The organism is Variovorax sp. TBS-050B (assembly GCF_029893635.1).
Classification (GTDB): domain Bacteria; phylum Pseudomonadota; class Gammaproteobacteria; order Burkholderiales; family Burkholderiaceae_C; genus Variovorax.
This window is the reverse complement of record NZ_JARXYR010000002.1, coordinates 2,901,376-2,921,218: the sequence shown is the minus strand read 5'-3', so window position 1 is coordinate 2,921,218 and position 19,843 is coordinate 2,901,376. Positions and strand designations below refer to the sequence as shown.

The following is a 19,843-nucleotide window of genomic DNA, read 5'->3' as shown; positions in this document are numbered from 1 at the left end:
CGTGATGAACGCTTCCATCCTCACCCCCGGGGGCGGGTTGTACCCGCTGCTCGGCGTCATGCTCTTCTGCGCCGGCACCTTGCTTGGCATTCCGCACGGGCTCTGCAAACGCAGCGGGGATGCCAAGCGGACCGAGTTGTGGCGCGTCGCGCACCTGTCGACCTGCGTTGGCGGCGTCTCGCTGATCGCCCTGTCCGCCGCACTGGAGCGGCTGTTCGGCGCCGCCGCAAGCTACACGCTCGCGCCGTTCAGCGCCGCTGCCTATTGCTTCTTCCTCGCCTGCACGCTCAGCGGCTGGCTCAACAGGGCATGGGACGACGACCGCGCCGAGCCCAGCGTCGCCTGGGTCTACCGCCTGCAGATCGTGGCTTCCGCGCTGTCCGTCGCCGCGGTGGCCACCTTTGCGGCCACCTTGGCCATCAAGCTCCTGCGCTGACCGCGGCGGCGGCGCCTCACATGCGCCCCTTCCACGGCACCAGCCGCCGCTCGAGCCAGCGCATCAGCAGGTCGAACAGGTACGCCACCACCCCGATGACGATGATGCCCATGATCACGATGTCGGTGCGCAGGAAGTTCGAGGCGTTGAGCACCATCTGACCCAGGCCCATGTTGGCGGCCACCATCTCGGCCGCCACGAGGGTGGTCCAGCCGAAGCCGATCGCGATGCGCATGCCCACGAGGATGTCCGGCAGGGCCGAGGGCAGGATCACGTGGCGGATCACCTGGGTGTAGCTCGCGCCCATCGAGTAGGCGGCGTTGATCTGCTCCTGCGAGGCGCTGCGCATGCCCGAGCGCGCGGCCAGCGCGAGCGGCGCGAAGCAGCTCAGGAAGATCAGCAGCACCTTGGGCAGTTCGTCGATGCCGAACCAGATGATGATCAGCGGCAGGTAGGCCAGCGGCGGCAGCGGGCGGTAGAACTCCAGCGGCGGATCGAAGATGCCGCGCCAGAAGCGGCTCATGCCCATCGCGATGCCGACCGGAATGGCCGTGACGCAGGCCAGCAGGAAGGCCGAGAACACGCGGAACATGCTCGCGAGGAAGTGCTGCCACAGCGGCTTGTCGTTGGCCTGGCCCGTGAGGTATTCGTGGAACTGCTGGAACACCGCCTGCGGCGTGGGCAGGAAGAGCGGCTTGACCCAGCCCATGTTCGTCACGAGGAACCAGAGCGCGATCAGCGCCGCCACGGTGACCACGCTGATGGTCACGCTCGAGCCTTCGCCCGGCACCTTGAAGGCGCTGGTCTTGAGCTTGGCGCCGGCCGGCACGGGCGCCGGCGCAGCGGGTCGGGTGGGCGGCGTCACGACCGTGGCTGCAGGTGGGGTTGCCATGGTGGCCTCATGCATGTTCCGCCTCGCGATGATGAATGATGGACAGGACTTCCTCGCGCATGCGGATGAACTCCGGCTCCGACTTGACCCTGCGCGAATCGCCGTGCGCGAGGTACTGGCGCGAGAACGGCACCTCGTCGTAGACGTGGGAGATGCGCCCCGGGCTCGGGCTCATCACGATCAGCCGCGTGGCGAGGAACAGCGCCTCCTCGACCGAATGGGTGATGAAGAACACCATCTTGTTCGAGGTCGACCAGGCCTTGAGCAGGATCTCCTGCACCTGCTCGCGCGTGAAGGCGTCGAGCGCGCCCATGGGCTCGTCCATCAGCAGCACGGCCGGGTCGCTCGCGAGCGCGCGCGCGATGCCCACGCGCTGCTGCATGCCGCCCGAGAGCTCGTACACCGCGCGGTCCGCGTACTTCTGCAGCCCGACGAGCGCGAGCTTCTCCTCGGCGATGCGGTCGCGCGCGGCCTTGTCGACGCCCGCGAGCCGCAGCCCGAGCGCCACGTTGTCGCGCACATCGAGCCAGGGCATCAGCGCATGCTTCTGGAACACCACGCCGCGGTCCGCGCCGGGCCCCGCCACGGGGCGGCCGTCGAGCAGGATCTCGCCGGTCGAGGGCGGCAGAAAGCCCGCGATGCAGTTCAGCAGCGTGGTCTTGCCGCAGCCCGAGGCGCCGAGCGCGACCACGAAGTCGCCGTCGCGCATGCGCAGGTTCACAGGCGCCAGCGCCTGCAGCGTGCCGCCCTTGACGGCGTAGTTGACCGTGAGGTCGCGGATGTCGAGCGTCGGCATGCGGCCTACTTTCCCATCGCCTTCTCGACGTACGCGGTGGTCACGTAGGCCGAATAGTCGGGCTTGACCTCCTGCACCCGGCCCTGCTCCTTGAGGAACACCGCGGTGTTCGCCATCGCCTTGGCCGCGCCGCCGCCGAGCCAGGTCGGCGAGACCTGCTCGGCCAGCGTCGGAAAGGTGTAGAGCGCCATCGCCGGGCCCACGTCCTTGGGGTCGGCCTTGGTCCACTTGGCCATGGCCTTGGTCTGCGGCGAATCGGGGGTCCAGCTCTTCCCGGAGGCCTTGTACTCCTCGTTGGCGCGGTTCAGCGCCTTCACGAAGGCGACCATGAAGGCCTCGTTCTCGGCCGCCCACTTGGCGTTGACCACGATGCCCTCGAAGGTCGGCGCGCCGCGCTTGCCGATGCTGCCCGAGGTGGCGATCACCTTGCCGCTGGCACGGATCTTCGAGAGCACCGGGTCCCAGATGAAGGTGGCGTCGATGTCGCCGCGCTCCCAGGCGGCCGCGATCTCGGGCGGGCGCATGTTCATCACGTTGACCTTCTTCGCATCGACGCCGTCCATCTTCATGCCGGCCATCAGCTGGTAGTGCGCGGTGGAGACGAAGGGCGTGGCCACCTTCTTGCCCGCGAGGTCCTTGATGCTCGAGATGCCCGAGGCGTTGCGCGCCACGAGCGCCTCGGCGTCGGCGATGTCGGCCGAGATCCAGAACAGCTTGATGTCCTGCCCCTGGCTGGCCGCGGCCGTGAGCGGGCTCGAGCCGGTCTCGCCCATCTGCACGTCGCCCGAGGCCATGGCGCGGATCACGTCGCCGCCGCCCGAGAACATGCGCCAGTTGATCTTGTAGCCCGTGGCCTTCTCGACCTCGCCGGACTCCATGACCAGGCGCAGCGGCACCAGCATGTCCTGGTGGGCGAAGGTGAGTTCCTTGGACTTGCTCTGCGCCGAGGCGCCGGTCGCGAACAGGCAGAGGATGGCAACCGCGGTTGCGCATTTCAGGGAAAGACGGCGGGACGAGGTCATGCTGATTTCTCCGGTGGTGAAACTGGCCTGGGCCGACTTTGCACCGGTTGCCCCGCAGGAGGAAGTACCAGCGGCGCGAGCAGGATGGAGCCAGCGGGTCGGGAAATACCCTTGTTCTGGTGCGGCGCGCACGGTTGCGGTGCCCGCCGGCGCCGATCAGTGCGCCCGCACTTCCCCGCGCGCCAGCGCCAGTTCCTCGACCGCCGCGCCCAAGGCCTGGATGCCCGCCGGAATCTGCCCCGCCGCGATCGACGACAGGCGCAGCCGGAAGAAGGGGCACGGATAGGGCGGGTGCGCAAAGAACACGTCGCCCGCCTCGATCAGCACGCCGTGGCTGCGCGCCATCAGCGACAGTTCGGCCGCATCGACCCAGGCCGGTGCGCGCACCCAGAGCGAGGCGCCGCCCTGCGGCAGCGTGAACTGGAACTCGGGCAGATGCTCGCGCAGCGCCCTGGCGGCGATCGCCAGCCGCTCCTGCATGGCCGCGTTGACGCGCCGCGCATGCGATTCGTGATGGCCGAGCGAAAGAAACAGCGCATAGGCATGCTGCAGGAACGCGCTCGGGTGCCGCACCATCGCGTGGCGGATGCCGCGCAGTTCCTTGATCAGCGCGCGCGGCGCGACGATGAAGCCGAGCCGCAATGCGGGCGACAGGCTCTTCGACACCGAACCCACGTAGATCACGCGCCCGGTCTTGTCGAGGCTCTTGAGCGCCGGCATCGGCGTGCCCTCATAGAGGTTCTCGGCCTCGTAGTCGTCCTCGATGATCACGAAGTCCTGCAGCTCGGCCTTGCGCAGCAGCCACTGCCGGCGCTCCAGGCTCATGGTGGCCGTGGTCGGGCTCTGGTGCGAGGGCGTGACGAACAGGTAGTCGGCCGCGGGCAGCGCATCGACCACCAGGCCCTCCTCGTCCACCGCGACCTCGACCCACTTCGGATTGCGCATCGAGAAGCTGTTGCGCGCATGCGGATGGCCCGGCTCCTCGAGGCCGACGCGGGTGTTCTCGCCGAAGAGCGCGTCGGCCAGCAGGTAGTAGGCATGCTGCGCGCCGAGCGTGACGAGGATCTCCTCCTTGAGCGCGAACACGCCGCGCTTGGGCAGCAGGCGGGTGCGGATCTGCTCGATCAGGTCGGGCACGTCGTCGGTCTCGAAGTCGGGCGTCCAGTGCGGCAGCTGCGAACGCGCGAGGCTGCGCGCGCAGCATTCGCGGAAGTCCTCGGTCGGGAACAGCTGCGGGTCGTAGTTGCCGTAGACGAAGGGATAGGGATAGTCGCGCCAGCGGTCCGGCTTGGAGAGCGTGGGCTTGTCGAGCAGCGAGCGCAGCACGCGCGACGACCAGTCGGGCGGCTGGCAGGGCTGGCCGCTGCGGCCCACGAGCGGCTCGGCATGCGCGGCCGGCTGCGGCCTGGCATTGCGCGCCACGAACACGCCACTGCGCGGACGCGCTTCGAGAAAGCCTTCGTCGATCAGTTGCAGGTAGGCCGAGGTCACGGTGTTGCGGCTCAGCCCGAGCAGTGCCGCGAGCTCGCGCGACGAGGGCAGCGAGGCGCCCGGCACCAGATGGTCCTCGAGGATCGCCTGCACCACCGCGGCGCGCAGGCGGCCCTGCAGCGGCAGGGCGGGCTGGTCGGGCAGCGCGAACAGCTGCGCCCATTGGATCGCTCTGGGATTGGCCATGGTGCGCCGCAGTTTAGGGCAGCCCAGCCGTTTCTGGCTCGGTCGAATCCCCGGAACTGGCCCTATCGCGCGGGCCGCGCGCTGCCTACGCTCCGCACATTCCTTTGCTTTCCGGAGCCGCCGCGTGACCAACGCCCCATCCTCTTCTTCGTCTTCCTCCGTCGTCACCACCGAGACCCTCGCCGCCTTCAGCGATGCGTGGAACCGGCACGACATCGACGCTCTCATGGGCTTCATGACCGACGACTGCATCTTCCAGACCGCCGCCGGCCCCGAGGCCTGCGGCACCCGGCACGTCGGCGCCGAGGCGGTGCGCCGCGCCTTCGCCGCGGCCTGGGAGACGGTGCCCGATGCGCAGTGGCGCAACGGCCGGCATTTCGTGCACGGCGACTTCGGCACCTCGCAGTGGACCTTCACCGGCACGGCCGCTGACGGCAGCCGCATCGAGACCGACGGCATCGACGTCTTCACCTTCAGGGGCGGCAAGATCCATCTGAAGAACGTGTTCCGCAAGGCGCGCCCCAACCTGCCGGCCGCCGCCCGGTAGCCCGCGGAGCCTTCCGATGAAGATGTCCTCCGGCACCGCCGCCTTCGCCGTTCCGCCGCCGTCGTCCTCGCCGGCCGCGAACAGGCCCTACGACCCACGCTACGACCCGCTGGTCGCGGCCGATCCCGGCGCGGGCCGCGCCTACGCGCCCACCTGGTGGGTGGCGAGCGCGGGCACCCCGCCCGAGGACGACGGCCCGCTGCTGCACGACGTCGACGTCGACGTGGCCGTGATCGGCTCGGGCGCCACGGGCATGTCGACCGCGCTCTACCTCGCGCAGGAGCACGGCATCCGGGCCACGGTGCTCGAGGCCAACCAGGCCGCATGGGGTTGCTCCAGCCGCAGCGGCGGCCAGGGGCAGAACGCGAGCGGCAGGCTCAAGCGCTCGCAATGGATCGGCCGCTGGGGCCTCGACACCGCGAAGCGGCTCGACGCCGAGATCCGCTGCGGCTTCGAGAACTTCCGGCACCTCACGACGCAGATCGACTGCGACGCCTTCGACGGCGGCCATCTCTACGTGGCGCACCGTCCCGAGAAGCTGCCGGTGCTCGCGGCCGAGGCGCGGCTGATGCGCGAGCAGTTCGGCTACGGCACGCGCATGCTCACGGCCGAGGAACTCCGGCGCGAGTACTGCGACGAGCGCGAGGCGGCCGGCGCGATGTTCGAACCCGAAGGCGTGGGCATCCACCCTCTGAAGTTCACCTTCGGCCTGCTGCGCAAGGCGCGCGGGCTCGGCGTGACGGTGCACACCTCGAGCCCGGTGCAGGGCTGGCAGACCATCGGCGGCGTGCACCACCTGCAGACGCCCGGCGGCGTGGTGCGCGCGCGCCGCGTGGCGGTGTGCACCGGCGGCTACACCGGCCAGGCGCTGAGCCCGCTGCTGAAGAACCGCATCATGCCGATCCTCTCGAACTCGGTCGTCACGCGCCCGCTGACGGATTCGGAACTGCAGGCCACGAACTTCCGCTCGAAGACCTTCCTCACCGACACGCGCACGCTGCGCTTCTACTACCGGCTGCTCGCGGGCAACCGGCTGCAGATCGGAAGCCGCAGCGCGGTCAGCGGCGCCGATGCCGAGCACCCGGTGCACCTGAAGCTGCTCACCGACGCCATCGCGCGCAAGTTTCCGCCGCTCGCGGGCATCGACATCGACTACTCGTGGTGGGGCTGGGTCGACATGAGCCACGACATGATGCCGCGCATCACGCAGCCCGATGCCGACCGCACCATCTGGTACGCGGTGGGCTACGGCGGCAACGGCGTGTCGTTCTCGACCTGGGCCGGCAAGCGGCTGGCCGAGCGCGTGGCCGGCGCGGATGCGAGCAGGCATGTGTTCGAGCTGCCGATCTACCACTCGCCGCTGCCCTTCCCCAACGTGCTCGGGCTCGTGGAGTCGCGCGCCTTCGCGCCGTTCCGGCGCATCGGCCAGCGCATGCTCTACAAGTGGTATTGGCTGCGCGACGAGAAATAGAACAAGCGAAAACGCGCGGCGCGCGGTGCACCGCCGCCGCGCATTCACCGAAGTGGCGCACCGCACCGCCGCACAACGGGGCAAACCCGCGCCTTCTGGCCCTTCGACTTGCAGGCCGTTGGCTCTTCGTCATGCATCGGCCTTGGCCTATCTTCGAGCGACGGGCCCGGCCGGGCCCGCACCAACCGCCGAAGAAGATTCAGGAGGTCCGTTCATGTCCCGCTTTCCCTTGCTCTCCACCCGCCGAGACGCCCTGCTGTCGGCGGCCTGGCTCGGCGCCGGTGCGCTCGCGCTGCCGCTGCCCTCGTTCGCACAGACTCCCAAGCGCGGCGGCACGCTCGTGGTCGGTTCGGAACAGGTGCCGCGGCATCTGAACGGCGCCGTGCAGTCGGGCTACGCCACGGCGCTGCCCTCGACCCAACTCTTCGCCAGTCCGCTGCGCTTCGACGACCAGTGGAAGCCGCAGCCCTACCTGGCCGAGAAGTGGCAGCTCGCCGAAGACGGCAAGACCCTCACGCTGAACCTGCGCAAGGACGCGGTGTTCCACGACGGCAAGCCGATCACGAGCGCCGACGTGGCGTTCAGCATCATGGCGATCAAGGCCAACCATCCGTTCCAGACCATGTTCGCGCCGGTCGAGAAGGTGGAGACGCCCGATGCGCACACCGCCGTCGTCCGCATGAGCACGCCGCATCCGGGCATCGTGCTGGCGATGTCGCCCGCGCTGTGCCCGATCCTGCCGAAGCACGTCTACGGCGACGGCGCCGACCTCAAGTCGCATCCGCGCAATACCAGGGACGTGGTGGGCTCGGGGCCCTTCAAGCTGGTGGAGTTCTCGCCCTCGCAGCGCATCGTGCTGGAGCGCAACGAGAAGTTCTTCCTCTCCGGCCGGCCCTACCTCGACCGGCTGGTCATCAACATCAACACCGACTTCGCCAGCCTGCTGCTCGGGCTGGAGCGCGGCGACAACCACCTGATCGGCTTCGTCTCGAACCCGGTCGACCTGCGGCGCCTGCAGGCGAACAAGAGCCTCGACATGAGCAACCGCGGCTACGAAGGCATCGGCCCGATCGAATGGCTGGCCTTCAACATGGCCAAGAAGCCGCTCGACGACAAGCGCGTGCGCCATGCCATCGCCTATGCGCTCGACAAGAAGTTCCTGCTCAAGGTGCTCAAGGGCGGCTTCGCGCAGCGCGACCTCGGCCCCATCGTGCCCACCAGCCCCTTCGCGGAAGCGGGTCTGGAGCCCTACGACGTCGACCTCAAGAAATCGATGGCGCTGCTCGACGAGGCCGGCCTGAAGCCGGGCGCGAACGGCGAGCGCCTCCGGCTCACGCTCGACAACTACACCGCCACCACCCTGCCCTCGGCCGAATACATCCGCGCCCAGCTGCGCAAGGTCGGCATCACCGTCGACCTGCGGCCTTCCGACTTTCCGACCTGGGCCAAGCGCGTGTCGGCGCACGATTTCGACATGACCATGGATTCGGTCTGGAACTGGGGCGACCCGGTGATCGGCGTGCACCGCACCTACCTCTCCACCAACATCCGCCCGGTGGTGTGGACCAACACGCAGTCCTACAACAACCCGAAGGTCGACGAGCTGCTCGCGCAGGCCGGCGGCCTGATCGATCCCACCCAGCGCAAGGCCTACTACGCGACCTTCCAGAAGCTGGTGGTGGACGACATGCCGATCCACTACCTGAACGTGTTCCCCTACCACACGGTGACGAGCAAGAAGGTCGGCAACGTGCCGGCCACCATCTGGGGAATGCTCTCGCCGATGGACGAAGTGTTCCTCAAATGATCCGCACCGTGCTGCGCCAGGTCGCGCAAGGCCTGCTGCTCGTGCTGGCGGTGGTGGTGCTCAACTTCCTGCTGCTGCTCGCCGCGCCCGGCGATCCGGTCGAGACCATCGCCGGCGCCAGCGGCGGCATGAGCGAAGCGCTCAAGAACGAGCTGCGGGCGCAGTACGGCCTCGACCGGCCCGCGCTGGTGCAGCTGGGCGTGTACGTCGGCAAGGTGCTGCAGGGCGACCTGGGCCACTCGTACTACTTCAACCTGCCGGTCAGCGGGCTGATCCTGGAGCGGCTGCCGGCCACGCTGCTGCTGGTGCTGGCGGCGGTGTCGGTGGCCTTCCTGGTCGGCACCACGCTGGGCGTGCTGGCCTCGCGCGCGCCCAACAGCTGGCTCTCGCAGGCCATCACCGCGCTCTCGCTCGCGGGCTTTGCGGCGCCGATCTTCTGGACCGGCATGATGCTGATCATCCTGTTCTCCTTCGTGCTGCCGGTCTTTCCGGTCTCGGACATGCGCGACGTGACCTCCACCGGCCAGGGCTGGGCCGACGTGCTCGACGTCGCGCACCACCTGGTGCTGCCGGCCGCGACGCTGGCGCTCGTCTACATCGCGCAGTACAGCCGGCTCGCGCGCGCCTCGATGCTCGACGTGCTGGGCTCCGACTACATCCGCACCGCGCGCGCCAAGGGCCTGTCGGGCCGCGCGGTGCTCTACAAGCATGCGCTGCGCAACGCGGTGCTGCCGGTGGTCACGATGCTGGGCCTGCAGTTCGGCAACGTGCTGGCCGGCGCGGTGCTGGTGGAGACGGTGTTCAACTGGCCCGGCCTCGGGCGGCTGGCCTTCGACTCGGTGCTGCGGCGCGACTATCCGACGATCATGGGCGTGCTGCTGTTCTCGTCCGTGGTGGTGGTGGTGATGAACCTGCTCACCGACCTGTGCTATCGCCTGATCGACCCCCGCATCAAGACCGCATGACCACCGCTGCCGCCGCCTCTTCCTCCCTTCCGGCCGCCGAAAGCCCCTGGCGCGAAGCCTGGCGCATGTTCGCGCGCAATCCCTCGTCGATCGCCGGCATGCTGATCCTGCTGCTGGTGCTGCTGGTGTCCATCGCCGGGCCGTGGGTCCACCCGGCCGATCCGTTCGAGATCCGCAATGCGCCGATGACGCCGCCGCTCGACGCGGAGTCCCTGCTCGGCACCGACTACCTCGGCCGCGACGTGCTGACCACGCTGATCCACGGCGGACGCGCCACGCTGACCGTCGGCGCCATCGCCGCGCTGCTGTCGGTGCTGATCGGCATCACGGTGGGCGCGCTCGCGGGCTTCTACGGCGGGCGCGTCGATGCGGTGCTGATGCGCATCACGGAGTTCTTCCAGGTGCTGCCGGCGCTGCTGTTCGCGATGGTGGTCGTGACGCTGTTCGAGCCGAGCATGCTGACCGTCACCACGGCCATCGGCGCGGTGATCTGGCCCGGCACGGCGCGGCTCACGCGCGCCGAGTTCCTCAAGCTGCGCCAGCTCGAGTACGTGCGTGCCGAACGCGCCATCGGCGCGGGCAACGCACGCATCATCTGGAAGGTGATCCTGCCCAACGCGCTGCCGCCGCTCGTGGTCTCGGCCACGCTGGCCGTGGGCAGCGCGATCCTGTTCGAGGCCGGGCTGTCCTTCCTCGGCCTGTCGGACCAGAACCAGATGAGCTGGGGCCTGATGATCGGCGCCAGCCGCGCCTACCTGCTCACCAGCTGGTGGGCCGTCACCCTGCCGGGCGCCGCGATCTTCGTCACCGTGCTGGCCGTGAGCCTGATCGGCGACGGCCTGAACGACGCGCTCAATCCCAAGCTGAGGGAACGCTGATGGCCGACGACAAGACCCCGGCCGCGAACGCGCCGCTGCTGCACGTGCAGGACCTGCGCGTGGAATTCCGCGGCCGCCGCGGCGCGGCCACCGTGCTCAACGGCGTCGACTTCTCGCTCGCGCGCGGCGAGACGCTGTGCGTGGTGGGCGAATCGGGCTGCGGCAAGAGCATGACGGCGCTGGCGCTGCTGCGGCTGATTCCCTCGCCGCCCGGCCGCATCTCGGGCGGGCGCGTGCTGTTCCAGGGCGAGGACCTGGTGCAGGCCGACGAGGCCCGCATGCGCGCGGTGCGCGGCAACCGCATCTCGATGATCTTCCAGGAGCCGATGACCTCGCTGAACCCCGTCTACACCGTGGGCGACCAGATCGGCGAGGCGCTGCGCCTGCACGCCGGCCTCGACGCCGCCACCGCGCGCGAACGCGCCATCGAGATGCTGCGCCAGGTCGGCATTCCCGCGCCCGAGCGGCGCGTGGACGAGTACCCGCACCAGCTCTCGGGCGGCATGCGCCAGCGCGTGATGATCGGCATGGCGCTGGCCTGCGAGCCCGACATCCTGATCGCCGACGAGCCGACGACCGCGCTCGACGTCACGGTGCAGGCGCAGATCTTCGACCTGCTGCGCGAGCTGCAGGCCAAGCGCGGCACGGCGATCCTGCTGATCACGCACGACATGGGCGCGGTGGCCGAGATGGCCGACCGCGTGATGGTCATGTACGCGGGGCGCGTGGTCGAACAGGGCAGCACCGCGCAGGTGCTGCGCGCGCCGCGCCATCCGTACACCCAGGGCCTGATCCGCTGCCTGCCCGAACTCGGCAGCAGCGTGGCGGGCACGCGCGACGACCTGGTCGAGATCCCCGGCGTGGTGCCCTCGATCTGGGCGCTGGGCCAGGGCTGCGCCTTCCGCGAGCGCTGCCCGCTCGCGCAGGCGCGCTGCGCGGAGGAAGTGCCGCCGCTGTTCGAGGTCGGCGACGGCCACGGCGCGGCCTGCTGGTGCCTGCCGGCCACGGCGGCGCCGGTGGTCGCCTTCGAAGGTGCCGAGGTATGAGCGCGCTGCCGGTCATGGCCGCGGAACCCGCGCCGCCGGTGGCGCAGCCCGCGCCCACGCTGCTGTCGGTGCGCGACCTGAAGGTGCACTTCGCGCGCGGCGGCGGCTGGTGGCGGCGCGGCGGCGGCAGCGTGGTGCAGGCGGTCGACGGCGTGAGCTTCGAGATCGCGCGCGGGCGCACGCTCGCCATCGTGGGCGAATCGGGCTCCGGCAAGACCACCACCGCGCTCGCGGTGATGCGGCTCGGCCCGATCACCGCGGGCACGCTGCAGCTCGGCGGCCTGGACCTCGGAACGCTCGAGGGCGAGGCGCTGCGCGAGGCGCGGCGGCGCTTCCAGATCGTGTTCCAGGACCCGTTCAGCTCGCTCAACCCGCGCCAGCGCGCCGGCGACGCCGTGCGCGCGCCGCTCGACCTGATGCGCATCGGCACGCCGTCCGAGCGCGAGGCGCGCGTGGCCGAACTGTTCGCGCAGGTCGGCCTGCGCCCCGAGCAGCGGCACCTGTTCCCGCACCAGTTCTCGGGCGGGCAGCGCCAGCGCATCAACATCGCGCGCGCGCTCGCCACCCAGCCCGACCTGGTGGTCTGCGACGAACCGGTGTCGGCGCTCGACGTCGCCATCCGCGCGCAGATCCTGAACCTGCTCGCGCGCCTGCAGCGCGAGCTGGGCCTGACCTACCTCTTCATCTCGCACGACATGGCCGTGGTCGAGCACATCTGCGACGACATCGCGGTGATGTACCTGGGCCAGATCGTCGAGCGCGCGCCGCGCCAGGCCTTCTTCGCGCGGCCGCTGCATCCCTACAGCGTGGCACTGATGTCGGCGGTGCCGACGGTGCACGGTGGCCGCCAGCGCGCGGCCCGGCGCATCAAGCTCAGCGGCGACCCGCCGAGCCCCATCGATCCGCCGCCGGGCTGCCGCTTCGCCGGGCGCTGCCCCGTCGCCGTGCCGGCCTGCGCGGCCGAACTGCCGCCGCTGCGCGAGGCCGCGCCCGGCCACTGGGTGCGCTGCATCCGCGTGGACGGCGGCTACGGCGCGCCCGTGCCGCCGCTGTCCCTGTCCGACTGAACACCGCCCGCCAGCAAAGCCCAAGACCGCGAATGACCACCACCATCTACACCGCCCGCGCCATCCTCACCATGAACCCCATGCAGCCGCGCGCCAAGCACGTGGCGGTGCGCGACGGCCGCATCCTCGCCGTGGGCGACCTCGAACGCTGCGCCGCCTGGGGTGCCTACACGCTCGACGAGCGCTTCGCGGACAAGGTGCTGATGCCCGGCCTGGTCGAAGGCCACTGCCACCTCAAGGAAGGCAGCATGTGGGAGTGGACGTACACCGGCTGGTTCGACCGGCGCGATCCCGAGGGCAAGGTGTGGGCCGGCCTGCGCTCGATGGAGGAAGTGGTCGCGCGGCTCGCCGAGGCCGACGCGCGCATGACGGCCGAGGGCCTGCCGCCCACGCAGCCGCTGATCGCCTGGGGCTTCGATCCGATCTACTTCGGCGGCGAGCGCATGACCGTGGCGCACGTGGACCGCGCGAGCGCCACGCGGCCGATCGTGATCTCGCATGCCAACGGCCACCTGATGAACGTCAACAGCGCGATGCTGCGGCTGGCCGAGATCACGCGCGACAACGACGTCGAGGGCGTGGTCAAGTTCCCGGCCGGCCACGCGCAGGCCGGCGAGCCCACGGGCGAGCTGCAGGAGCCGGCCGCCATGTTCCTGGTGCTGCGCCGGATCAACAACGCCGGCCTGCTCGCGCCCATGACCGAGGCCGGCGTGCGCTCCTTCGCGCGCCTGGCCTGCCGCCAGGGCGTGACCACCGCGACCGACCTCGTCAACAAGCTCGGCGAGAACGACACCCGGGTGCTCGAAGCCGCGCTGGCCGACGACGCGGTGTCGATCCGCCTGCTGCCGGCCTTCCAGGCCTTCCACGGCACGCATGCGGCGGCCGCCGGCGCCGAGCACGTGCGCGCGCTGATGCCGCGCAACACCGACCGCCTGCGCTACGGTCTGGTGAAGATGATGCTCGACGGCTCGATCCAGGGCTTCTCGGCGCGGCTGCGCTGGCCCGGGCATTTCAACGGCGCGCCCAACGGCATCTGGGTCACGGCGCCGGCGCAGTACGAGGCCGACTTCGAGACCTACCACCGCGCCGGACTCACGATCCACACCCACACCAACGGCGACGAGGCGAGCGAGGCCGCGATCGACGCCATCGAGCGTGTGCTCGCGCGCGCGCCGCGCGCCGACCACCGCCACACGCTGCAGCACGGCCAGATGATCGATGCGCCGCTGTTCCGCCGCATGGCCGCGCTCGGCCTGTGCGCGAACCTCTTCGCCAACCACATCTGGTACTGGGGCGACCAGCACTACGAGATGACCATGGGCCCCGACCGCGCCCACCGCCTCGACGCCTGCGGCAGCGCGCTCGCCGCGGGCGTGCCGCTCGCGATCCATTCCGATGCGCCGGTCACGCCGCTGGGCCCGCTCTTCACCGCCTGGTGCGCGGTCAACCGCCTCACGCCGCAGGGCCGCGTGCTCGGCGAGGCGGAGCGCCTCACGGTGCCGCAGGCGCTGCACGCCGTCACGCTTGGCGCCGCCTGGACGCTGAAGCTCGACGGCGAGATCGGCAGCATCGAATGCGGCAAGCGCGCCGACTTCTGCGTGCTCGAGGACGATCCGCTGGCCGTCGATCCGATGGCGCTGAAGGACGTGCGCGTGTGGGGCACGGTGCTGTCGGGCCGCGTCTTCCCGGCGCAATGAACGCCCCCCGTTTGGCCGGCCTCACTTCGTGTAGCCGGCCCATCCCCCCCACTGGGGGGCGCACTCGGCGGCCTGGCGAAGCCAGTTCCGCGAGTGCACTGGCATGGCCTGCTCCGCGGCCGCCGGAGCAGCGCCGCGTCTCGAAGGCCATCGAACCATGAAGAACATTCGCCTGCCGCTCACCGTCGTCGGCGGCTTCCTGGGCGCGGGCAAGACCACGCTGCTCAACCGCTGGCTGCGCGAGGCGCACGGGCTGCGCATGGCGGTGCTGGTCAACGACTTCGGCGCGCTCAACATCGACGCCGACCTGATCGCCGCCACGCACGGCGACACGCTGGCGCTGACCAACGGCTGCGTGTGCTGCCAGATCGGCGACGACCTGGGCCGCGCGCTGGTGCAGGTGATCGAATCGGCCACGCCCTTCGATGCGGTGGTGATCGAGGCCAGCGGCGTCTCCGATCCCTGGCGCATCGCGCAGATCGGCATGGCCGCGCCCGAACTGAGCCTCGAGGCCGTGGTGGTGCTGGTCGATGCGGCCGCGGTGGCGCAGCAGTCGCGCGATCCGCTGCTGGCCGACACGCTCGCGAGGCAGCTGCGGTCGGCCGATCTGGTGGTGCTCAACAAGGCGGACCTCGCCGACGCCGCCACGCGCGCGGCCGCGGACGCCTGGGTCGAAGCCACGGCGCCGGGCACGCCGCGCCTCGAGGCGACGCAATCGGCGGTGCCGCTGGCGCTGCTCTCGGGCCTGCCGGGGCCGGCCGCCGCAGCGGGCGCATGCAGCGTGGCGGGCTGCACGCACGGCCATGCGCACGAACATGCGCACGACCACCACCCGCCCGACCACGGCGCGCTGTTCCAGACCTGGAGCGCGCAGCCGGCTGCGGCGTTCGGCATCGACGCGCTGCGCGACTTTCTGCGCGAGGCGCCGCCCGGCCTGCTGCGGCTCAAGGGATGGCTGCGCACCGGCGAGGCCGAGGATGGCGAGGCGGCCTGGTGCGAACTGCAGTACGCCGGCCGCCACGGCAGCGTGCGCCGCACCGCGCCCCCGCGCGACGGCCGCGCCGCGGTGGTCGCGATCGGCCTGCGGGGGCAGCTGCCGGCGCAGGCGCTGGCGCGCTTCTTCGGCTGAGCGCGCCGGCGCGGTGGCGCGGTCGGCGCGCGTGTTGCAATGGCGGGTCTTTCCAACCTGCCTGCTGGCCACCGCCCGATGACCACCACACCCGCACTGCTGATCCGCCCGCCCGTTCCCGAGGACTTCGCCGCCTGGAAGCCGCTCTGGGACGGCTACAACGCCTTCTACGGGCGCGAGGGGCCGACGGCCCTGCCGGATGCGATCACGCACGCCACGTGGCAGCGCTTCTTCGATGCCTACGAGCCGGTGCATGCGCTCGTGGCCGAACGCGACGGCGCGCTCGTGGGCCTGGCGCACTACCTGTTCCACCGCAGCACCACGCGCATCGAGCCGACCTGCTACATGCAGGACCTGTTCACGCGCGACACGGAACGCGGCCGCGGCGTCGGCCGGCAACTGATCGAAGGCGTTTACGCGCATGTGCGGCGCGTGGGCGCGCACCGCGTCTACTGGCAGACGCACACCACCAATGCCGCGGGGCGCGCGCTGTACGACAAGCTGGCCACGCACGACGGCTTCATCGTGTACGGCACCCTGGTCTGAGGGGTCCGAGGCGCCGCTGCGCCCGCGCCCTCTTCTTCAGTACTTGATCCTGATGCCGGCCTTCACGCCGTTGTTGGCCTTGCCGTCGGTCGACACGCCGCCCGTGAGCGAGACCGTGCCGCCCGTGCTCGCACCGAGCGAATAGGTCGGCCGCGGCGTGGAGGTGTCGGTCCCCAGATAGGTCTCGCTGCCGTCGGGACGCTGCACGCCGACGGTCGCGCCCTTGGTGTAGGCCGAGGTCTCGGTGGGCGTGACGTTGGGCGCGATGTAGACGGTGCCCTTCTCGTCGCTGTCCACGGGCAGCTTCAGCGGTTCCGCCGTCGCGGCGGCGGCGGCCGCGCAGCAGGCGGCCGCACCGATCCACCCCAGGTTCTTCTTGGATCTGCTCTTCATGCCCCGATCCTCGCGGCAGGGTCCGCGTCCTGCCTGTAGGACGAAAGGCAGAACCCGGCGGGCGCGCAGGCGCTTTGTCATGGTTGCAACAGCGGCGGCCGGGGCGCTTGTCTCCCGGCCGAAGGGGCGCACCGCTCATGTGCGCGCACGGCGCCGTTCCTACAGTGGTTTCCAACGCGAAGCGCTTCGGCCGGAGGGGCCGCAGGCGCCGTCGCCGGTTGGCGATCCGTTCGAAACAAGTCGTGAAAAAGGTAAGCCCCATGAACAAGACCTTCCGAACCCTGTGGAATCCGGCCCTCAGTGCCTGGGTGGCCGCGCCCGAGACCGCGCGCGGCCATGCCCGCGCGACCTGCGCGCATGCCGTGGCCGCCTCGCTGCTCTTCCTGGGCGCCGGCCCGGCCCTCGCGGCCGGCGGCGCGGGCGGCCAGCCGGTCGACAGCACCGCCCTGCATGCGGGCAGCGGCGGCAGCGAAGGCAGCGGCGGCGCGGGCGGGCTCAACGACAGCTCGGTCAACGCGCACGGCGGCGACGGCGGCGCCTCGACCGAGGCCGGCGCGAGCGCGGGCGCCGCGGCCGACATCGGCGGCTTCGCGGGCGCGACGCCGGGCGCGGGCGGCGCCGCGGGAGCCTCGACCACCCTCGTGGTGCCGGGCGTGCTGCAGGGCGACGCCGGCGGCGCGGGCCAATCGCAGACCGGCGATTTCGCGAACGGCAACGGCTATGGCGGCGGCGGGGGCGGCGGCCACATGGGCTTCGCGCTGCCTTCGAACGCCAACCTGGCGTCCGGCAGCTACACCGGCGGTGCCGGCGGCGCGGGCGGCAACGGCTACTGGGCCGCGGGCGCGGCGGCGGCGCCGGCGGCCATGGCGCCACGCTGCTCGACCCGAGCGGCGGCCTCGGCTTCACGGGCAGCGCGACCGGCGGCGCGGGCGGCGCCGGCGGCAACGCCTACTCGCAGGCCGGCGGCGGCGGCAGCGGCGGCGGCGGCTTCTTCCTGCGCGCGGCGACGCCCGGGCTGGGTTTCGACAACAGCGGCACGCTCGCGGGCGGCGCTGGCGGCACGGGCGGTTCCGAACTGCTGCCGGCCCGCAGCAACGCCGCGGGCGGCGGCGGCGGCGCGGGGGGCGACGGCCTCACGCTGACCGGCCGCACGGTCGGCGTGGTCAACAGCGGCCTGATCACGGGCGGCGCGGGCGGCGCCGGGGGTGCGGGCGGCGGCGGCGCGGGCGGCACCGGCGCGCCGGGCGGCGGCGGCGACGGGGGCGCCGGGCTGCGTTCCGTCGGCGACGGCGCCACCATCGCCAACAGCGGCACCATCGCCGGCGGCGCGGGCGGCAGCGGGGGCGCCAACAGCAATGGCGGCGCCAGCGGTGCGCCCGGCGCCGGTGGCGCGGGCATCACCGGCGCGAACCTCGGCATCGCCAACAGCGGCGCCATCGCGGGCGGCCTGGGCGGCGACGGCGTCACGCGCGCACCGGCGGTGCAGTTCACCGGCGGCAGCAACAGCCTCACCGTCAATGCGGGCGCATCGATGCAGGGCGCCGTCGCCATCGAGGCCGGCGCGGCCGCCCGCGTCGTCGCCGGGGCCGACGGCCTCGATCTGCCGAACGCGCTGCTGCTCGGCGGCACGGCGACCATCGACACCAACGGCCACGGCATGGGCTGGTCGGGCCCCGTCTCGGGCGCCGGCAGCCTCGTGAAGGACGGCGCCGGCGTGCTGACGCTGGGCGGCGCCAACACCTACACCGGCAGCACCGCGGTGGCCGCCGGCACGCTGCGCGCCGGCGCGGCCGGCGCGCTCAGCCCGGCGAGCGCCGTCACCGTCGCCGCGGGCGCCACGCTGGACCTGGCCGGCCACAGCCAGGCCATCGCCGCCATGACGAACGCCGGCACCGTCTCGGTGCAGGGCGCCGCACCGGGCGCCACGCTCACCGTGCAGGGCCCCTGGGTCGGCAACGGCGGCACGCTGCGCCTGGGCACGGCGCTCGGCGCGAGCAACAGCCTCAGCGACCGGCTGATCCTCTGCGGCAGCACCGCCATCGCGAGCGGCACGACCTTCGTGCAGATCACCAACCTCGGCGGCCTGGGCGCGCTGACCACCGGCAACGGCATCGAGGTGGTGACCGCGAGGAACGGCGCCACCACCACCGCGCAGACCACCCGCGACGCCTTCGTGCTGGCGGGCGGCCACGTCGACGCGGGCGCCTACGAATACCGCCTGCATGCCGCGGACGCTGCGGGCGCGGGCGAGAACTGGTACCTGCGCTCGGGCCTCGTGGTGCCGCCGCCCCCGCCGCCTCCGCCGCCGCCCGGACCTCCGGCTCCGCCCGCTCCGCCGGCACCGCCCGCACCGCCCGCGCCACCGCCCGCCGCCGGCGACCCGCCACCGAGCGGCGGCAACGGCACGCCGCAGGGTGCGCCGGTCGCGCCCGCCGGCGCGACGATCCCGACCTACCGCACCGAAGTGCCGCTGCTCGCGGCGCTGCCCGAGCAGTTTCGCCAGGGCAACCTCGCGATGGTGGGCAACCTGCACCAGCGCGTGGGCGACGACGGCGCGGCCGGCGTGAACACCGCGGCGCCCGGTGCCGGCAGCCCCCGGCAGGGCTGGGCGCGCCTGATCCGCATCGACCGCCAGCTCGGCCAGGCCGGCACCGCCAGCCCTGCGAGCGACGGCCATCTCACGGGCGTCCAGGCCGGCAACGACCTCTGGGCCGATCCGAACTGGCGCGTCGGCATCTACGTCGGCCAGCTCGAAGGGCGCATGGGCGTTTCGGGCTTCGCGCGCGGGCTGCCGGACTATCCGGTCGGCAGCAGCGAACTGCGCAGCCAGTACCTCGGCGCCTACGCGACCTGGAAGAACGACGGCGGCCTCTACGTCGACGGCGTGCTGCAGGCCGGCCGCCACCGCTACACCGCCGCCACCACGCTGGGCGGCGCGAGTTCGGGCAAGGGCCACAGCCTGCTCGCCTCGGTCGAGGTCGGGCAGGCCTTCCGCATCTCGCCCGAATGGCTGGTCGAGCCGCAGCTGCAGCTGGTGCACCAGCGCATCAGCCTGGACGACGCCGGCATCGTGGGCGCGCTGGTGCAGCAGCACAGCCACAGCGGCTGGCTCGTGCGCGCGGGCGTGCGGGTGAAGGGCGACATCACCACCGGCGCCGGGCCGCTGCAGCCCTACGTGCGCGCCAATCTCTACCGCAGCAGCAGCGGCACCGATGTGACGCGCTTCGTCGGCCCCTCGGGCAGCACCGACATCGCCACGCGCACCGGCGGCACCAGCGCCGAACTGGCGGCCGGCGCGACGCTGCAGCTCACGCCCGCGATGAGCCTCTACGGCGAGGTCGGCAAGCTCTGGGCCGTGGGCGGCGACGCGCGCACGAAGAGCGGCATCAATGCCAGCGTGGGGCTGAAGTTCCGCTGGTGAGGGCGTGCACGGGCGGCCGCGGAGCGCGACAAAGTTCACGGCCACGCGAGGCT

Annotated in this window: 18 protein-coding genes; 13 read left to right on the top strand and 5 right to left on the bottom strand. The window is 71.7% G+C overall.

Annotated features, from left to right (window positions below):
• Positions 1-4 precede the first annotated feature (4 nt).
• Positions 5-436, top strand: a complete 432-nt coding sequence (locus M2165_RS16565) for a hypothetical protein (RefSeq protein ID WP_280815690.1) — start codon at positions 5-7, stop codon at positions 434-436.
• A 16-nt stretch (positions 437-452) separates the two neighbouring features.
• On the opposite strand, the gene M2165_RS16560 is transcribed toward M2165_RS16565, so the two are convergent.
• The 4 genes from M2165_RS16560 to M2165_RS16545 form a co-directional block, all read right to left on the bottom strand.
• Positions 453-1,343 carry an ABC transporter permease subunit gene (locus M2165_RS16560; protein WP_280815689.1) on the bottom strand — a complete coding sequence of 297 codons (891 nt, stop codon included), beginning with the start codon at positions 1,341-1,343 and terminating at the stop codon, positions 453-455.
• Positions 1,336-2,124, bottom strand: a complete 789-nt coding sequence (locus M2165_RS16555; protein ID WP_280815688.1) for an ATP-binding cassette domain-containing protein — start codon at positions 2,122-2,124, stop codon at positions 1,336-1,338. The genes M2165_RS16560 and M2165_RS16555 overlap by 8 nt, the downstream gene beginning before the upstream one ends.
• Before the next feature lie 5 nt (positions 2,125-2,129).
• Positions 2,130-3,146 (bottom strand): taurine ABC transporter substrate-binding protein, encoded by a 1,017-nt coding sequence (tauA, locus tag M2165_RS16550; protein WP_280815687.1) that lies wholly within the window; start codon positions 3,144-3,146, stop codon positions 2,130-2,132.
• 156 nt (positions 3,147-3,302) lie between these two features.
• Positions 3,303-4,823 carry a PLP-dependent aminotransferase family protein gene (locus tag M2165_RS16545; protein ID WP_280815686.1) on the bottom strand — a complete coding sequence of 507 codons (1,521 nt, stop codon included), beginning with the start codon at positions 4,821-4,823 and terminating at the stop codon, positions 3,303-3,305.
• 124 nt (positions 4,824-4,947) lie between these two features.
• Between M2165_RS16545 and M2165_RS16540 the strand changes: the two genes are divergently transcribed.
• The 10 genes from M2165_RS16540 to M2165_RS16495 all read left to right on the top strand — a co-directional run bounded on the left by M2165_RS16540 (position 4,948) and on the right by M2165_RS16495 (position 15,976).
• Positions 4,948-5,370, top strand: coding sequence for a nuclear transport factor 2 family protein (locus M2165_RS16540; RefSeq protein ID WP_280815685.1), 423 nt, complete (start codon positions 4,948-4,950; stop codon positions 5,368-5,370).
• Positions 5,371-5,392: 22 nt separating this feature from the next.
• Positions 5,393-6,841 carry an FAD-dependent oxidoreductase gene (locus M2165_RS16535; RefSeq protein ID WP_280817559.1) on the top strand — a complete coding sequence of 483 codons (1,449 nt, stop codon included), beginning with the start codon at positions 5,393-5,395 and terminating at the stop codon, positions 6,839-6,841.
• A gap of 214 nt (positions 6,842-7,055) precedes the next feature.
• On the top strand, positions 7,056-8,648 hold the full coding sequence (locus M2165_RS16530) for an ABC transporter substrate-binding protein (RefSeq protein ID WP_280815684.1): 1,593 nt from the start codon (positions 7,056-7,058) through the stop codon (positions 8,646-8,648).
• On the top strand, positions 8,645-9,613 hold the full coding sequence (locus M2165_RS16525; RefSeq protein ID WP_280815683.1) for an ABC transporter permease: 969 nt from the start codon (positions 8,645-8,647) through the stop codon (positions 9,611-9,613). The genes M2165_RS16530 and M2165_RS16525 overlap by 4 nt, the downstream gene beginning before the upstream one ends.
• A complete protein-coding gene (locus tag M2165_RS16520) occupies positions 9,610-10,491 on the top strand; it encodes an ABC transporter permease (RefSeq protein WP_280815682.1) in 882 nt (293 codons plus the stop codon). Before M2165_RS16525 ends, M2165_RS16520 begins: the two co-directional genes overlap by 4 nt.
• Positions 10,491-11,537 (top strand): ABC transporter ATP-binding protein, encoded by a 1,047-nt coding sequence (locus M2165_RS16515; protein WP_280815681.1) that lies wholly within the window; start codon positions 10,491-10,493, stop codon positions 11,535-11,537. Before M2165_RS16520 ends, M2165_RS16515 begins: the two co-directional genes overlap by 1 nt.
• Before the next feature lie 14 nt (positions 11,538-11,551).
• A complete protein-coding gene (locus M2165_RS16510) occupies positions 11,552-12,604 on the top strand; it encodes an oligopeptide/dipeptide ABC transporter ATP-binding protein (protein WP_280817558.1) in 1,053 nt (350 codons plus the stop codon).
• Between the two features lie 32 nt (positions 12,605-12,636).
• On the top strand, positions 12,637-14,301 hold the full coding sequence (locus tag M2165_RS16505) for an amidohydrolase (protein WP_280815680.1): 1,665 nt from the start codon (positions 12,637-12,639) through the stop codon (positions 14,299-14,301).
• Positions 14,302-14,458: 157 nt separating this feature from the next.
• Entirely contained in the window at positions 14,459-15,430 is a 972-nt protein-coding gene (locus M2165_RS16500) for a GTP-binding protein (protein WP_280815679.1), read from the top strand.
• 78 nt (positions 15,431-15,508) lie between these two features.
• Positions 15,509-15,976, top strand: a complete 468-nt coding sequence (locus tag M2165_RS16495) for a GNAT family N-acetyltransferase (protein ID WP_280815677.1) — start codon at positions 15,509-15,511, stop codon at positions 15,974-15,976.
• A gap of 36 nt (positions 15,977-16,012) precedes the next feature.
• On the opposite strand, the gene M2165_RS16490 is transcribed toward M2165_RS16495, so the two are convergent.
• The gene (locus M2165_RS16490; protein ID WP_280815676.1) at positions 16,013-16,369 is read right to left on the bottom strand and encodes a hypothetical protein; all 357 of its coding nucleotides are present in this window, start codon (positions 16,367-16,369) and stop codon (positions 16,013-16,015) included.
• A 260-nt stretch (positions 16,370-16,629) separates the two neighbouring features.
• Between M2165_RS16490 and M2165_RS16485 the strand changes: the two genes are divergently transcribed.
• The gene (locus tag M2165_RS16485) at positions 16,630-17,511 is read left to right on the top strand and encodes an ESPR domain-containing protein (RefSeq protein ID WP_280815675.1); all 882 of its coding nucleotides are present in this window, start codon (positions 16,630-16,632) and stop codon (positions 17,509-17,511) included.
• 17 nt (positions 17,512-17,528) lie between these two features.
• Complete coding sequence (locus M2165_RS16480; RefSeq protein ID WP_280815674.1) at positions 17,529-19,790, top strand: autotransporter outer membrane beta-barrel domain-containing protein; 2,262 nt, start codon at positions 17,529-17,531, stop codon at positions 19,788-19,790.
• The last annotated feature ends 53 nt before the right edge of the window (positions 19,791-19,843 follow it).

Excerpts from the sequence above, each read along its gene's own strand:
- M2165_RS16485 (WP_280815675.1), top strand. The coding sequence starts at position 16,630 with ATGAACAAGACCTTCCGAACCCTGTGGAATCCGGCCCTCAGTGCCTGG.
- M2165_RS16515 (WP_280815681.1), top strand. The coding sequence starts at position 10,491 with ATGGCCGACGACAAGACCCCGGCCGCGAACGCGCCGCTGCTGCACGTG.
- M2165_RS16565 (WP_280815690.1), top strand. The coding sequence starts at position 5 with ATGAACGCTTCCATCCTCACCCCCGGGGGCGGGTTGTACCCGCTGCTC.
- M2165_RS16510 (WP_280817558.1), top strand. The coding sequence starts at position 11,552 with ATGGCCGCGGAACCCGCGCCGCCGGTGGCGCAGCCCGCGCCCACGCTG.
- M2165_RS16560 (WP_280815689.1), bottom strand. The coding sequence starts at position 1,343 with ATGCATGAGGCCACCATGGCAACCCCACCTGCAGCCACGGTCGTGACG.
- M2165_RS16535 (WP_280817559.1), top strand. The coding sequence starts at position 5,393 with ATGTCCTCCGGCACCGCCGCCTTCGCCGTTCCGCCGCCGTCGTCCTCG.
- M2165_RS16545 (WP_280815686.1), bottom strand. The coding sequence starts at position 4,823 with ATGGCCAATCCCAGAGCGATCCAATGGGCGCAGCTGTTCGCGCTGCCC.
- M2165_RS16490 (WP_280815676.1), bottom strand. The coding sequence starts at position 16,369 with ATGAAGAGCAGATCCAAGAAGAACCTGGGGTGGATCGGTGCGGCCGCC.
- M2165_RS16505 (WP_280815680.1), top strand. The coding sequence starts at position 12,637 with ATGACCACCACCATCTACACCGCCCGCGCCATCCTCACCATGAACCCC.
- M2165_RS16555 (WP_280815688.1), bottom strand. The coding sequence starts at position 2,124 with ATGCCGACGCTCGACATCCGCGACCTCACGGTCAACTACGCCGTCAAG.
- M2165_RS16500 (WP_280815679.1), top strand. The coding sequence starts at position 14,459 with ATGAAGAACATTCGCCTGCCGCTCACCGTCGTCGGCGGCTTCCTGGGC.
- M2165_RS16530 (WP_280815684.1), top strand. The coding sequence starts at position 7,056 with ATGTCCCGCTTTCCCTTGCTCTCCACCCGCCGAGACGCCCTGCTGTCG.
- M2165_RS16495 (WP_280815677.1), top strand. The coding sequence starts at position 15,509 with ATGACCACCACACCCGCACTGCTGATCCGCCCGCCCGTTCCCGAGGAC.
- M2165_RS16525 (WP_280815683.1), top strand. The coding sequence starts at position 8,645 with ATGATCCGCACCGTGCTGCGCCAGGTCGCGCAAGGCCTGCTGCTCGTG.
- tauA (WP_280815687.1), bottom strand. The coding sequence starts at position 3,146 with ATGACCTCGTCCCGCCGTCTTTCCCTGAAATGCGCAACCGCGGTTGCC.
- M2165_RS16520 (WP_280815682.1), top strand. The coding sequence starts at position 9,610 with ATGACCACCGCTGCCGCCGCCTCTTCCTCCCTTCCGGCCGCCGAAAGC.